Source organism: Paenibacillus sp. 453mf (genome assembly GCF_900116105.1).
Classification (GTDB): Bacteria; Bacillota; Bacilli; order Paenibacillales; family Paenibacillaceae; genus Paenibacillus; species Paenibacillus provencensis.
Window position 1 is genome coordinate 338,544 of record NZ_FPAC01000002.1, and the last position, 12,510, is coordinate 351,053.

Below are 12,510 nucleotides of genomic sequence, written 5' to 3' on the forward strand. Positions count from 1 at the left end.
ACCTTCAATAACAATATTTATGTTGACAATTAAACTGCATGTCTATAAATTAATTACAGTAGAAGCATGCTCAGGATCAGTTCAACGGAGTGTTGCTCATCAGTATGAGTATATCGTCATATCACATCTGAACAGAATGGAGAGAGGATCGTGTCTAAAAAAGAATTTCGAATTAAACGACATTTTGCAGCGTTTACTACCCTGGACATTGTACTTATGGCTATGCTGGCGACAGCAAATGGGGCAATGACCTTCTATATGTCCGTCGTGAACAAAATGCTGAACAATCTCGGAGGTCCCATTGCAACATCAACGATTGTCGGACTATATATGATCTATGGATTACTTGCCTATTATATTATTCGCAAGCCGGGGACGGCAGTCATTACATACAGTATAGGAGCACTAGTGCAGAGCTTTATAGGCTCCGCCTACGGTCTGGCTTCCATCATCGTCGCTGCACTATGCTATATGGTTGTCCTGGAGGGACTATGCTGGATAACCCGGTATAAGAAATGGAATCTGACATTCATGCTGACTGCAGGTGCGGCGCTAGTACCGTTATGGTTTGTCTTTGCAGCGCAAATGTTCGGATATACCGCATGGGGCTGGCCGGTATTAATCAGTGCCTTCGTTACCCGTGTTATCAGCGGGGCCGTGCTGTGCGGGTGGCTGACGAAAGTGCTTGGGGATGGATTGATTCGCACGGGTCTCTTAAAGAGGTATCAACCATCTGAACCGTTAGAAGTGTAAGGGAGCGGAAATGATGGATGATATACGCATTAATCATACGATTCATAAGCCCATAATTGAATTCATAAATGTCAGCTATCAATACGAAGGAGAGGCCAGCCCGGTGCTGCACGGCCTCTCTTTTTCCATTCTCCAAGGGGAGTGGGTTGCCCTGATTGGAGGCAGCGGAAGCGGTAAATCTACGGTGTGTCAGCTGCTTAATGGGTATTTGCCTCGATCAGGTGGGGGGAAACGCTCGGGAGAGGTCGGGGTTAGTGGGATGGACCCGGCAGTCGCTTCTATTGCCGATATTGCGGCGGTCTGCGGCTTGGTCTTTCAGGACCCGGATGCACAGCTCGTTCAGGGCATTGTCGAAGACGAGGTTGCCTTTGGCCCGGAGAATTTATGCCTGGCTCCTTCGATGCTGGAACAGCGGGTGAATGAAGCGCTCCGCGCCGTGTCCCTTGAGGAGAAGCGGTTCGATGAAGTGTCCAAGCTGTCCGGCGGGCAGAAGCAGCGTACAGCGATCAGCAGCATTCTGGCGCTGGCACCGGAGGTGATCGTCTTCGACGATGCGGCGGCAAGCCTCGACCCGCCGGCGCAGCAGAGACTCGTGCAGCTGTGCCGTGCGCTGCACGAGCAGGGCCGGACGCTCATCACCGCGTCCGGCCGGTTTGACGATCACGCGCTGCAGGCAACGCGCGTGATCGTGCTGGATGGCGGTGCCGTGCGCTTCGACGGCACGCCGCAAGAGCTGCTCCGCGATCACACCGCGGAGCTTACGGCCTTGGGCCTGCTGCCGCCGCCCGCAAGCGATGCTGCGGGGCGGGAGGCGCGGGCCCAAGGCCAGCCCCCGCTGCTTGAGGCACGGTGGCTCTCGTTCACCTATCCTGCTGGCCGAAGGGCGCTGCAGGAGGTGAACTGTATGCTGTCAGCAGGTCAGTGGACCCTGCTGACCGGCGAGAACGGCTCAGGCAAGACGACCCTGAGCCGCCTCATGATGGGCTTGCTTCCGGTGCCGAAGCGGAGCCTGTATTTTCAAGGCAGGGATATAGCTGCTCTCAAGGTTCATCAGCTGTCCAGAGAGATGGGATATGTATTTCAGCAGCCTGAGCATCAATTCGTCGCGAGTACCGTGTGGGAGGAATGCATCTACGGAATTCGGGGAGCCCTCTCGTTGAAGAAGGATGACAAGATTCCAGAAGCTCACGCTGCAGCAGCGACGTCTCTGCTTAAGGAAACCGGATTGGCTCACAAAAAGGACGCTTCTCCTTACTTGCTCAGCGGCGGCGAGAAGAAGCTGCTCAGCGTAATCGCCCAGTTGGTGGTCCCGAAGCAGCTCTACATCTTCGATGAGCCGACAGCAGGTCTTGATTACATCGGCATTCAGGCTCTTATACATCTGTGCAGACATAAGTTGAATGACGGTGCAGCTGTCCTGATGGTTACACATGATGTCGAGCTATTAGCCGCTTATGCCGATCAAATATGGCAGCTTGCAGACGGTCGTCTGGAAGTGCAGAGGTAAGTATCACCTCTTCTCGAAACTTTACTTCATTATTTCATGGCAAGTAAGCTCATGTTATGATGGAATAAGCGATGTAAATTATAGAGAGAAGGTACAAAGATTTTGAATATAAGGACGAGTATTCCGAATCGGGGCTTTATTCTGGCGGGTGTGCTGCTCGCTACGTTCTTGTCCGCGATTGAAGGAACGGTGATCGGTCCGGCAGGTCCAACCATCGTCAGTGATCTGGGTGATGTATCGCTTCTTAGTTGGATCTTCACCTCGTATCTGCTGACGATGGCGGTCAGTACGCCGATTTTTGGGAAGATCAGTGATCTGTTCGGGCGTAAGCCCGTCTTTTTAATTGGAGTAGGACTATTTTTGATCGGAAGCCTGCTCTGCTGTTACGCAGAGAATATGCAGAGCTTGATTCTGTTTAGGGCGATTCAAGGGATTGGCGCAGGTGCTGTCGTCCCGGTTACATTTACGATTATCGGGGATATATACAGTATTGAGGAGCGCGGCAAGGTTCAGGGCATGATCAGCTCTGTCTGGGGTATCTCGTCACTCTTGGGACCGCTGATTGGCGGATATTTTGTAGATTACCTGGGCTGGCCGTGGATATTCGGCTTCAATATTCCGTTTGGTCTGCTGGCGTTGTGGTTTGTGGGTACATATTTGAAGGAAGATATTGTGAAGCAAAAAGTGCACATTGACTACTTGGGAGCTATTACTTTTACAGTGGGCATTACTTCCCTGCTCATTGCATTGTCCCTTGGAGGACATTCCTATCCTTGGGGATCACCCTTTATCGTGACACTGTTTCTGGCTGCGGTGGTGTTTCTGGCTGCTTTTTTAATCGTGGAAAGGAAGGCAAAAGAGCCGATTGTGCCGCTGGAGCTATTTAAAATACGGAATGTTACACTGTCCAACATTGCGGGCCTGCTGACAAGCGCACTGATGATCGGTCTAACGAGTTATCTTCCATTATGGATACAAGGGGTGCAGGGCGGAAACGCCACGACATCAGGATTGGCGCTTGCACCGATGTCTATCGGGTGGCTGATTGGCGGTATATTTGCAGGAAGGCTGCTGATGCGACTTGGATCACGCTATACATCGCTGATCGGGTTGACCGGAATTGTTGCCGGCTCGTCCGGGCTGATCTTCCTCAGCGGGGATTCGCCGAGCTGGCTGCTGCTCTTCTATATGTTCGTTTATGGATTGGGCTTCGGCTTCTCCTTCACTGTATTTACGATTATTGCCCAATCCTCTGTCGGGTACCGGCAGAGAGGAGCGTCGACCGCACTCAATACATTTATGCGTACACTAGGACAAACAATTGGGGCAGCGGCATTTGGAACATGGCTGAACTCGCGAATCTCAGCACATACGGAAGCGATGGATTTATCAGAGCAGGGCGTAACACAGAAGGATATCAATACCATTCTGGCTCCGCACGGAACGCTTGAGCTGCCAGAGAGGATTCAGGCATTACTTCAGCATGTACTCGAACTGAGCCTGCATTCTTTGTTCCTCATCATGTTTATCATTGGAATTTGTGGATTTATAGTGACAGCGGGACTGCGTAAGCAGCCCCCGTCAACGGTCGAGTCAGGAGTGGCTGGACAGGTGCAGATTGCAGGCAAGCGGGATGAAGAGCATTCATGATAAGAAGATCATGTATTTTGTTCTTATTCAATTCGTGAAGATGAACTGCTATATATATCAGTCTTTATATGGGTATTTTTAAATGGATTGTTTACTATAATTTACTGCTCCTTGTGGAATATTAACCTATGCGTGATGGGCACAGTTAACAGTAGCTTAAAAAATAGATGGAAAGGGTGAAGCACAGGTGAATGATGCGGCATTTCTCGTTCAATTTGAGAATGAGCAGAAGGCCCGCGGGGCATTTGATATGCTCGTGGAGCTAGGTTATAAGCCGAATATGATCGGCGGAGGCATGATGGATGTCAACATTGAGCGTCAGGATGTAACCTCAGCACTTGAAATTATAGAAGCCTATGGCGGAGAGGTTCAGGATGACAGCAATCAGCAGGTGCACGAGGCCTTGACTCCAGAGATGAATCAGATGAGCGATACGGAGTTTGCCTATACGCCGATTCCTGCGCATACGGTGAATGAGGATTTGGACGAATCCTATATGGCGGGCTACTCGGACTCGCCTTATGGAATGGAGTCATCGGGCTACGACTTAGAATCTCAGGATGATGGCGCAGAGCTTGCGGAAGAGCATAACAGAACCGAGGACACCGAATTCGGCGGTTCGTTTGGCGGATTCTCCGGAAGCGTGAAGGCGTAATTTTAACCTTGTTACATGCTTAAATTACGCATAGGTTCCATTACATGAAAATAGGACCTGCACACCAAAAAAGCGACCCCCATTATTCGTATCTGAAGATGCGGATTAATGGGGGTCGCTTTTTATCGCTTATCTAAAGTGTTACTTTACGACCCTAATAGGTGTCTTCCATAGCAGCGTGCTTGCCCGCCGTATAGCCTGTAGAGAAGGCGGAGGTAATGTTATAACCCCCGGTGTAGCCGTGAATGTCCAGGATCTCGCCGCAGAAATAGAGGCCAGGCATGAGCTTAGATTCCATCGTCTTGGGATAGATCTCCTTCAAATGCACCCCACCGCCGGTGACGAATGCTTCTGCAAGCGAACGTGTTCCGTTGACTTGAATGGGCATTCCTTTTATGACGGCAGCCAGTGTCTCTGCAGCGCCTTTAGGAAGATGATGATAGGTTGTCTCACCGTCCAGTTCTGCCTTTGTCAATACCACAGGAATCAGCCGCTCCGGTACAATCCCCTTCAGTGCGTTTTTGATGGCTTTCTTAGGCTCAGATTCGAGCTTGTGCTTCAGATCCTGCTCCATCTTGGATAATGAGTAAGCTGGGTACAGGTCCAGTTTCATGATGACGTTCTTCGTGCCTGTCTTCTTCTGCACCTTGCGAATGAACTGGCTGCATCTCAGCGCAATGGGACCGGACAGCCCGAAATGGGTAAAGATCATATCACCCTCGTGCCGAATGACCGTCTTGTCCTTCGCGTCGTGAACAGACAGTGCGACATCGCTTAAACTCAGACCTTGAAGCTCCCGTGAACCGATAAACGCTTCATTAGAGGTAATAGGAACCTCTGTTGGATACAGCTCGGTTATGGTGTGGCCAGCGGCCTCCGCCCAAGGATATCCATCACCCGTTGAGCCGGTTTGCGGCACGGACTTGCCTCCTGTAGCTATAATCACTGCTTCAGCTGCAAGAACTTTCCCCGAAGATAATTTCACACCAGCAACTCGGGCCTCCTCGTAGATAACCTCAGCTACAGGAGAGTCTGTCAGCATCTTCACACCAAGCGAGCTTGCTTTGCCGATCAATGCATCGACGACTGTCTTGGCTTTGTCAGACACAGGAAACATTCTTCCGTTGTCTTCTTCCTTCAAGGGGATGCCGAGATCTTCAAAAAAACGCATAATTCCTTGATTATCCATATGCTGAAATGCGCTGTATAGAAACTTTCCATTACCGGGAATATGCTTGATCAGCTCATCCTGATCTTTGGCATTGGTTACATTGCAGCGTCCTCCCCCGGATATTCCGAGCTTGCGCCCCAGCTTATTGCCTTTGTCAACGAGAACAACCGATGCACCATGCTCAGCAGCGGCAACGGAAGCCATAAGGCCGGAAGGTCCTCCACCGATGACAATTACTTTTTTCATATTTAAGAAAACTCCTCTTCATTACAAATTCCTTCAAACATCGTACCAGATTAGCCGATCGTTGTCGTTTTTTGTTTATATTTTGTTTATTAGATACAAGTTCATCGTTTTAATGTTTGATGAAATGATCCAATAGCATAACTGTACATAGAAAATATTGTAATATACTGTCGCCTATGTTTTAATCAGGTTACATAAGCTCGATTGTCAGTGAACGAAATGAGAGGAGAGATAAACGCCTGTGTTTGCTGTCAAGAATATTCTGCTGCAGATCCTGCTTGCAGGAATTACCCCACTTCTCTTTTCGTTATTTATTGGGCACATGAGCAGTCAGGTTAATAATATTAATCTCTCTCATAGGTCAAGGGCTACAGAGAGGCATTTACTGCTGGCATGCATGATATCCGTTGTGTTTTGTGTTATTTTCTCTACGACTTTATTTGATTCCCTGTATTTGAATTTAGATACGCTCGCTGTTACGTTGGCAATTCTTTATGGAAGCACTTTCGCGGGTCTAATTGTGTCGATTTTTAGCGCGTTATTGTTTGTATTTACAACAGATTTGTGGAATGACCTTTTGATCTTTCTTCAATCGGGCATCTTGTTATATCCAATTATGCTGTTGTTGGCAAAACGCTTCAAGCAAGAGAGCCTGGAAGGCAAAAGAAAGCGGTTCCTGATCCCATTTGCACTCTTCGCAATGATCAGCATGGCTGCTGCATATGCTTCTTATTTCTCCAAGGTGGATTCGGTTCAAATTGATTTTATCCTATATTCTCTCGTCTACTCGATATTGTCTCTGATTACAGGACTCGCCATTATTCAATTCGTAGAGCTGCAGTTCGTGCAGCAAGCGCTTGCCTCCGAGATGGAAGCTAAACGCAGGCAGTTCATACACCATTCCAATCTAAACACGCAGCTGTTGAACACAATTCCTGTCTCAGTCGTCGCTTTTGATGTCGATGGGCGAATTGTGAATATGAATGAACGAATGCTTGATGTGCTGCGCAGAAGAAATCCGGGCATGAATAGTGAGTCTGATATAATCGGCAAGCGCATTGAATCGATCGTCGGACAAGAGCACGGGTCACGGGTAACAGAGAGAATCCGGATTGCATCGAAGAGTGGAGAAATCTCATCAGAGTACTTGAATGTTGGACCATACATCTTCCATACCTTGATTTCACCGGTAAGAGATCCCTATGAAGGAACCCTGATTGGAACCTCGCTCGTGCTTCAGGATATTACTGAGCTTGAGAATCTCCGTAACGAGCTTGCGCATATAGAGAGGCTCAGCCTTGTTGGACAAATGGCTGCGAGCATCACACATGAAGTCAGGAATCCAATGGCTGTCGTAAGAGGATTCCTGCAATTAATGCATGAGAGAAGTCCCCGGTCGCTTGATCACTATTATCGGATTGTTATGGAAGAATTAGACCGGGCCAACGGAATTATAACTGATTTTTTATCCCTTGCTCAAAATCGGATCGTCGAGAAGGAAGAAGTTCATTTACATGATATTATCCACGATATGCTCCCGCTGCTAAAGGCTGATGCGAACATGAGGGGGCAGACGGTTAAGCTTAACTTGAGTGAAAGGATACCTAAATATCATCTGAACTCGAAGGAAATGAAGCAACTGATCTTGAATTTGGCGCGTAACGGTATGGAGGCCATGGATAACAAGGGAACACTCTATATCGAGACATCATGTGAGCAGAATCGAATTCTGCTTAGGGTTATAGACGAAGGTCCGGGAATTCCGCCGGCAGTTCAAGAGAAGCTGTTCGAACCTTTCTATACGACCAAATCGAAGGGCACGGGTCTCGGGCTTGCGTTATGCCGGGGTATTGCGGAACGGCACAATGCTGCCATCCAGGTGGACTCTGGTGATGGACGAGGCACGATATTCACGGTTGTTTTTAAACTGTAGAGATACAGTTTTACACATACGCCGCTTCTTCTTAGGGACAATGGAGGCGTATGTATAGAGTAGGGACTATGGCTGTATAAAGGATAGAAACGAACGTCTGGAGTCATAATAAACATGGCCATCTGTTAGTTAACGGATGGGAATCCTAATCTTGAAACGAAAAAGGAGAGTTTCCCATGGCAAAAAATGATTCCAAACAACAGGAAATCCAGAAGCAGTCCAACAAGAAAAACCAGAGAGGGCAAGGTCAAGTCGTTGATAAGAAGCTCGACGGTGACAACTTCCCGGCAACGTAGGGTTAATGCATGAGATTCATGGCCATTCTTGGTCATACAGATCTTAGATGTCGCAATTACATCTTCATGTTTGACATGTTCATCCCTTGCGTTCACAACATAGGAATGTATAATAAAAGTTAGTGAAGGAGTGAATAGAACATGTCAATGTCTTTTGACCAATACATGAAAGATATGGTTCAACCGATGAGGGACGAACTGACACGCCTCGGTATTGAAGAGCTTCGTACCGTAGAAGAAGTAGAAGCTAAACTACCGGGTGCTGAAGGAACTGCGCTTGTTGTTGTCAACTCGGTTTGCGGCTGCGCAGCAGGTCAAGCACGTCCTGGTGTAGCCAGAGCACTTGAGAATGAAGTAACCCCTGACCACTTGTTTACGGTGTTTGCAGGTCAGGATAAAGAAGCCACTGCACAGGCTCGTGAATATTTTGCTCCATATCCGCCATCTTCCCCTTCCATTGCTTTGATGAAGGATGGAGAGCTGGTGCACTTTATCGAGCGTCATCAGATCGAGAATCGTTCCGCTGAAGAAATTGCGGCTGATCTGGTGGGAGCATTTAATCAGTATTGCAAATAAGTTAGTTACATAACGCCCCGATTCTTTCGGATTAGCCCCGAAATTACGGGGCGTTTTGGCTTTTTCCATTATCTATACTTACTAATCTATTAGAGACGGGGTGCGTAAACATGAGTTTGCAAGAGCAAATCATCGCAGAATTACGAGTGAAACCAGAGATCAACGTGGAAGAAGAAGTTCGGAAACGGGTCAATTTTCTGAAGGAGTACGTCCTTAAGTCCGGCACAAAAGGGCTGCTTATTGCGATCAGCGGCGGTATTGATAGTGCGGTCGCGACAGCGCTGTGCAAACAAGCTACGGATGAACTGACAGAGGAGAAGGGTGAAGAATTCAAGACACTGGGCGTGTTCCAGCCATACGGAGAACAAGTGGATATTGCTCACAGCTATGCTGTAGCGAAGGCATTTGACCTAAAATATACGGTGGAGACGAATATTGAAGAAGCGGTTAACGAGATTGCTCTTGAAGTAGAGCACGGCTTCAAATCTCTTGGAACTCCGCGTCATATGACGCCGCAAGGCAAAGGGAATGTAAAAGCCAGAACCCGTATGGTTGTACAGTATGCACTATCGTTCGAAATGAATCTGCTCGTTGTGGGAACAGATCATGCATCGGAAGCAATTACGGGCTTCTACACCAAATGGGGCGATGGCGCTGTTGATATCACGCCGCTGACTAGCCTTAATAAACGTCAGGTCCGACAAATTGCAGCCTATGTTGGCGTGCCGCAGGAGGTACTGGACAAGGCGCCGACAGCAGGACTATGGGAAGGTCAGACCGATGAGAAGGAACTTGGCATTACATATGATGACAACAGTGACTACTTAGAAGGCAAGGAGATTAATGCGGAAGCAAGAGAGAAGCTTGAGGCAGCATACCTTCGCACAGCACACAAACGGAATGCCATTCCGGGTATCTAATTAACGGCTGCCTATAAGCAAGAGAACCCTCGTAATATGGGACAATTTACTGCCCTGACGAGGGTTTTTGATTTGTCCATACAACTGATACAATAGATTAGGATATTAAAGGTGGTGAAGTGCTTGATCTATGGGATTGGTAACGATGTGCTTGAAACCGAACGGGTTGTTCGAATTATGAAGGGTGATCATAGTTCCCGATTTCTCAGCCGCGTGCTTACAGAAGAGGAGAGAGCGGTACTCGGTTCGCGTATGCAGAGTGAGGTTCAATATGTATCCGGAAGGTTTGCGGCGAAGGAAGCCATATCCAAAGCGTTCGGCTGCGGAATCGGGGAGCTGCTGGGCTTCCAGGATATTGAGATTTTGCCGAATGAGCTGGGCAAGCCGACTGTGACGATCTCTGGGGCAGCTTGGAAACGGCTTGGACTTAGCGGCGAGCCTGCTTACATGGTTCATCTCAGCATCTCGCATCAGCCAAGCGTCGCAGCCGCGTTCGCCATCGTTGAACGGATCTGAGTAATACAGAATAGGAGATTTATAATCGAATGAATTATAGTCATGCAAAAAAGTTCTTTAGTACGGAGCTGCTTCATTGGTATATGCAAAATAAGCGCGATCTTCCGTGGCGGCGGCATCGGGACCCTTACTATATATGGGTGTCGGAGATCATGCTGCAGCAGACAAGGGTGGATACGGTGATTCCGTATTTTCAGCGTTTTATTGAACGGTTCCCGACGATTCAGGATTTGGCAGAGGCACCTGAGGAAGACGTGCTGAAGCTCTGGGAGGGGCTGGGATATTATTCTCGTGCTCGTAATTTACAGGCAGCTGCAAGACAAGTGATGGAGCAGCATGGCGGAGAAGTACCGAATCAGAAGGATGCAGTATTTAATCTGAAGGGCGTCGGTCCTTACACGGCAGGCGCGATTCTCAGCATCGCATTTAATCAAGCCCAGCCTGCTGTGGATGGAAATGTAATGCGAGTGCTGTCACGTTATTTCCTGATTGAAGATGACATTATGAAGGGCAGCACTAGAGTCAAGATGGAGACGCTGGCGGAGGAGCTCATTTCAGAGGGACGAGCGTCAGATTTCAATCAGGCGTTAATGGAGCTTGGAGCGCTCGTATGTACGCCGAAATCTCCACATTGCCTGACTTGTCCGGTGATGGAGATGTGTACGGGACGGATTGAGGGACGGGAAGAGACACTACCTGTGAAGAAAAAGGCTAAGCCCCCTCGTCCTGAACAGCGAATTGCTGCCCTCGTTGTCGGCACGGGTGGGAATGAAGGGAAGGTGCTGGTTCGTCAGCGTCCTGCGACCGGCTTGCTGGCCAAGATGTGGGAGCTGCCTCATATGCAGGCATCTGCACCCGGCGAGCTTGCCCATCTGGTTCCTCATGAGCCTGCGATGGATCGGATCGCCGGACATTTGCTTGAGGAGGGCTATCACGTACAGCCTAACTCGTTCTGGAGAATGGCCGAGCATACATTTAGCCATATACATTGGAACCTGCAGGTATATCATTGTACGGAGGAGGAAGCTGTGCTGACATCCTCCCTGGTGGCAGAGCAGGTTGAAGCATACACTGATGAGGGACATTTGTACCGCTGGATCGAGCCGAAGGATATGGATACCATGGCATTTCCGAATGTGTTTCTGAAATTATTACGAGATTATTTTAATATAGTGAATGAATAATAGATGGGAAGAGCATCGCCGAGGACCTGGGAGAACCGGATTAACCTTATGGCAGATGCTCTTTTTTGTGGTACGAACCTGGATCTCGGTCTCAAGTGCAGGGGAAGAAACAGTCCTAAGACGGTTCTTGGATATATCCTGATTAGCGTAACCGAGTATGAGAAAAAAAGCAGTCTTAGAGTAAAACGGCGATTGCCGCTTTATTCTAGACTGCTTCTTTAGAAAGTAAACAGCGGGTACCGCTGTTTAACTGCAGAGGAATTAATTCTTATTTCGCTGCAGCGTAACGTTTGTTTACTTCATCCCAGTTGATTACATTCCAGAATGCACCGATGTAGTCAGGGCGTTTGTTTTGATATTTCAGGTAGTAAGCATGCTCCCATATATCCAGACCAAGAACTGGAGTCAGGCCTTCGAATACAGGGCTGTCTTGGTTAGGTGTGCTAGTGATTGCCAGTTTGCCGTCTTTACCGACAACAAGCCATGCCCAGCCGCTGCCGAAACGAGTTGTTGCTGCTTTTGCAAAGTCTTCTTTGAATTTGTCATAGCCGCCAAGCTCGCTGTCAATTGCTGCAGCGATATCGCCTGTAGGAGCGCCGCCGCCGTTAGGTCCGATGATTTCCCAGAACAGGCTGTGGTTGTAATGACCGCCGCCGTTGTTACGGACTGCCGTACGGATGCTCTCAGGTACGCTGTTGAGGTCCGCAAGCAGGTCTTCAAGGGATTTCTCTTGAAGCTCAGGAGCGCTTTCCAGAGCCGCGTTCAGGTTCGTTACATAAGTATTGTGATGGCGATCGTGGTGGATTTCCATCGTTTGAGCGTCGATATGTGGTTCTAATGCATCGTTTGCATAAGGAAGTGCTGGTAATTTAAATGCCATAATTGAAATTCCTCCTAAAAAATAAATTAAAGGTTAAATCTTTATCTAGATTTCCCCTCGACACTTATATTAAACCTTATTCAGCCTATTTAATCAACATTTTTGTTTGTTAAGTTGTCATAGAAGGTTTTTAACATAACATGAAATTAACAAAACTATCTTGAAACTATATTACTGTGTTAACTAGTTTAACACCAAATATACAAAGTTTAGCAATTAAAAT

Annotated in this window: 11 protein-coding genes; 9 read left to right on the top strand and 2 right to left on the bottom strand. The window is 48.1% G+C overall.

The genetic code is table 11. The features are described 5' to 3' along the window. Positions 1-216: 216 nt before the first annotated feature. The 4 genes from BM415_RS15790 to BM415_RS15805 all read left to right on the top strand — a co-directional run bounded on the left by BM415_RS15790 (position 217) and on the right by BM415_RS15805 (position 4,565). Positions 217-753: an ECF transporter S component gene (locus BM415_RS15790; protein ID WP_091159807.1), complete on the top strand. Its 537-nt coding sequence runs from the start codon at positions 217-219 to the stop codon at positions 751-753. Positions 754-766: 13 nt separating this feature from the next. Continuing rightward, on the top strand, positions 767-2,260 hold the full coding sequence (locus BM415_RS15795; protein WP_091159694.1) for an ABC transporter ATP-binding protein: 1,494 nt from the start codon (positions 767-769) through the stop codon (positions 2,258-2,260). A gap of 108 nt (positions 2,261-2,368) precedes the next feature. Next, positions 2,369-3,910: an MDR family MFS transporter gene (locus tag BM415_RS15800; protein WP_091159809.1), complete on the top strand. Its 1,542-nt coding sequence runs from the start codon at positions 2,369-2,371 to the stop codon at positions 3,908-3,910. Positions 3,911-4,097: 187 nt separating this feature from the next. Then, a complete protein-coding gene (locus BM415_RS15805; protein ID WP_091159695.1) occupies positions 4,098-4,565 on the top strand; it encodes a hypothetical protein in 468 nt (155 codons plus the stop codon). A 154-nt stretch (positions 4,566-4,719) separates the two neighbouring features. Here BM415_RS15805 and BM415_RS15810 read toward each other — a convergent pair whose 3' ends face one another. Beyond that, positions 4,720-5,982 (bottom strand): BaiN/RdsA family NAD(P)/FAD-dependent oxidoreductase, encoded by a 1,263-nt coding sequence (locus tag BM415_RS15810; protein ID WP_091159697.1) that lies wholly within the window; start codon positions 5,980-5,982, stop codon positions 4,720-4,722. Positions 5,983-6,223: 241 nt separating this feature from the next. Between BM415_RS15810 and BM415_RS15815 the strand changes: the two genes are divergently transcribed. The 5 genes from BM415_RS15815 to mutY all read left to right on the top strand — a co-directional run bounded on the left by BM415_RS15815 (position 6,224) and on the right by mutY (position 11,407). Continuing rightward, a complete protein-coding gene (locus tag BM415_RS15815) occupies positions 6,224-7,915 on the top strand; it encodes an ATP-binding protein (RefSeq protein ID WP_091159699.1) in 1,692 nt (563 codons plus the stop codon). A gap of 437 nt (positions 7,916-8,352) precedes the next feature. Next, the gene (locus BM415_RS15820) at positions 8,353-8,787 is read left to right on the top strand and encodes a BrxA/BrxB family bacilliredoxin (RefSeq protein ID WP_076314658.1); all 435 of its coding nucleotides are present in this window, start codon (positions 8,353-8,355) and stop codon (positions 8,785-8,787) included. A gap of 110 nt (positions 8,788-8,897) precedes the next feature. Next, positions 8,898-9,707 (top strand): ammonia-dependent NAD(+) synthetase, encoded by an 810-nt coding sequence (nadE, locus tag BM415_RS15825; RefSeq protein WP_091159701.1) that lies wholly within the window; start codon positions 8,898-8,900, stop codon positions 9,705-9,707. Between the two features lie 123 nt (positions 9,708-9,830). Further along, on the top strand, positions 9,831-10,223 hold the full coding sequence (gene acpS / locus BM415_RS15830; protein WP_091159703.1) for a holo-ACP synthase: 393 nt from the start codon (positions 9,831-9,833) through the stop codon (positions 10,221-10,223). A 29-nt stretch (positions 10,224-10,252) separates the two neighbouring features. Further along, a complete protein-coding gene (mutY, locus tag BM415_RS15835) occupies positions 10,253-11,407 on the top strand; it encodes an A/G-specific adenine glycosylase (protein WP_091159705.1) in 1,155 nt (384 codons plus the stop codon). A 268-nt stretch (positions 11,408-11,675) separates the two neighbouring features. Here mutY and BM415_RS15840 read toward each other — a convergent pair whose 3' ends face one another. Beyond that, the gene (locus BM415_RS15840; protein WP_091159706.1) at positions 11,676-12,287 is read right to left on the bottom strand and encodes a superoxide dismutase; all 612 of its coding nucleotides are present in this window, start codon (positions 12,285-12,287) and stop codon (positions 11,676-11,678) included. Between the last annotated feature and the right edge of the window lie 223 nt (positions 12,288-12,510).

Excerpts from the sequence above, each read along its gene's own strand:
- nadE (WP_091159701.1), top strand. The coding sequence starts at position 8,898 with ATGAGTTTGCAAGAGCAAATCATCGCAGAATTACGAGTGAAACCAGAG.
- BM415_RS15790 (WP_091159807.1), top strand. The coding sequence starts at position 217 with ATGGCTATGCTGGCGACAGCAAATGGGGCAATGACCTTCTATATGTCC.
- BM415_RS15795 (WP_091159694.1), top strand. The coding sequence starts at position 767 with ATGGATGATATACGCATTAATCATACGATTCATAAGCCCATAATTGAA.
- mutY (WP_091159705.1), top strand. The coding sequence starts at position 10,253 with ATGAATTATAGTCATGCAAAAAAGTTCTTTAGTACGGAGCTGCTTCAT.
- BM415_RS15820 (WP_076314658.1), top strand. The coding sequence starts at position 8,353 with ATGTCAATGTCTTTTGACCAATACATGAAAGATATGGTTCAACCGATG.
- BM415_RS15810 (WP_091159697.1), bottom strand. The coding sequence starts at position 5,982 with ATGAAAAAAGTAATTGTCATCGGTGGAGGACCTTCCGGCCTTATGGCT.
- BM415_RS15840 (WP_091159706.1), bottom strand. The coding sequence starts at position 12,287 with ATGGCATTTAAATTACCAGCACTTCCTTATGCAAACGATGCATTAGAA.